This window comes from Fibrobacter sp. UWB12, from assembly GCF_900142485.1.
Classification (GTDB): domain Bacteria; phylum Fibrobacterota; class Fibrobacteria; order Fibrobacterales; family Fibrobacteraceae; genus Fibrobacter.
Genome location: NZ_FRAZ01000021.1, coordinates 1 through 1,125 on the forward strand (window position 1 = coordinate 1; position 1,125 = coordinate 1,125).

Here is a 1,125-nt window from a genome sequence, read left to right on the forward strand (position 1 = left end):
CTATCTTATGCGGAAACCGTCGCCAAGTACGACTTGAGTTTCTGCTGTCTGAAAAAATGGTTGCGGAAATACCGTCACGGCGGATACGAGGAACTGCTAGCCATAAAGCCAAGAGGGAGGCCCCCGAAGATGCCGAAGCCGAAGAAAAGCAGCAATGGAATGAGCGAACTTGAACGACTCAGGGAAGAGAACGAGTACCTGAAAGCGGAGAACGCCTACCTAAAAAAATTGAAGGCCCTAGACCAGGAAGTAAATGCCGAGATGTTCGGTATAGGGCCCAGGTCGTCCGAGAACTGAGCTGCAAGTACGCGCTTAAACATCTCCTGAAGGCAAGCGGACTATCCCGCTCCACATACTACTACCACCTGCGCCAAAGGGCCGACCGCTATGCGAAAGAACGTGAACGGATAAGGTCGATACACGCACAGAACAGGGGCTGTTACGGCTACCGCAGAATCGATTCGCAGCTCAGGAACGAAGGCTTCCGAATCAACCACAAGACCATCTGCAGGATCATGCGGGAGGAACTTCTGAAGAACGTCCGCAAACGGAACAAGTACCGTTCGTACAAGGGCGAGGTCGGCAAGACGGCCCCGAACATAGTGAACCGCGACTTCTCCACGACCGGACCCAATCAGAAGTGGACTACCGACGTGACGCAGATAAACATCGGCATGGACAAGTGCTACCTGTCGCCAATACTGGACATGTACAACGGTGAAATCGTGAGCTACACGATATCGGACCATCCAGATCTCAGGATGGTCATGGAGATGCTGGATCGGGCTTACGCGGCGAGGGAAGTCAAGGCGGGACTAATGCTGCACTCCGACCAGGGCTGGCATTACCAGCATTACGGCTACCAGAAATCGCTGAAGGACCACAACATCGTCCAGAGCATGAGCCGCAAGGGAAACTGCCTGGACAACGCCATGATGGAGAACTTCTTCGGGATAATGAAGTCGGAACTTCTCTACCCGAACACGTTCAGGAACATGGACCACTTCAAACAGGAGCTGAGGAAGTATATCGAATACTACAACAACGACCGGATAAAACTGCGCCTAAAAGGAATGAGCCCGGTACAATACCGGACTCATAACTCAATTTTATCCTAACTTTAAA

2 protein-coding genes are annotated in these 1,125 nt (G+C 51.9%); both read left to right on the forward strand.

Features of this window, described 5'->3' with window-relative positions:
• A partial coding sequence (locus BUA34_RS15560; protein ID WP_139255969.1) for a helix-turn-helix domain-containing protein occupies positions 1–297 on the forward strand: 297 nt, incomplete at its 5' end.
• A gap of 26 nt (positions 298–323) precedes the next feature.
• Complete coding sequence (locus BUA34_RS15565; RefSeq protein WP_072831189.1) at positions 324–1,118, forward strand: IS3 family transposase; 795 nt, start codon at positions 324–326, stop codon at positions 1,116–1,118.
• Positions 1,119–1,125: the final 7 nt, after the last annotated feature.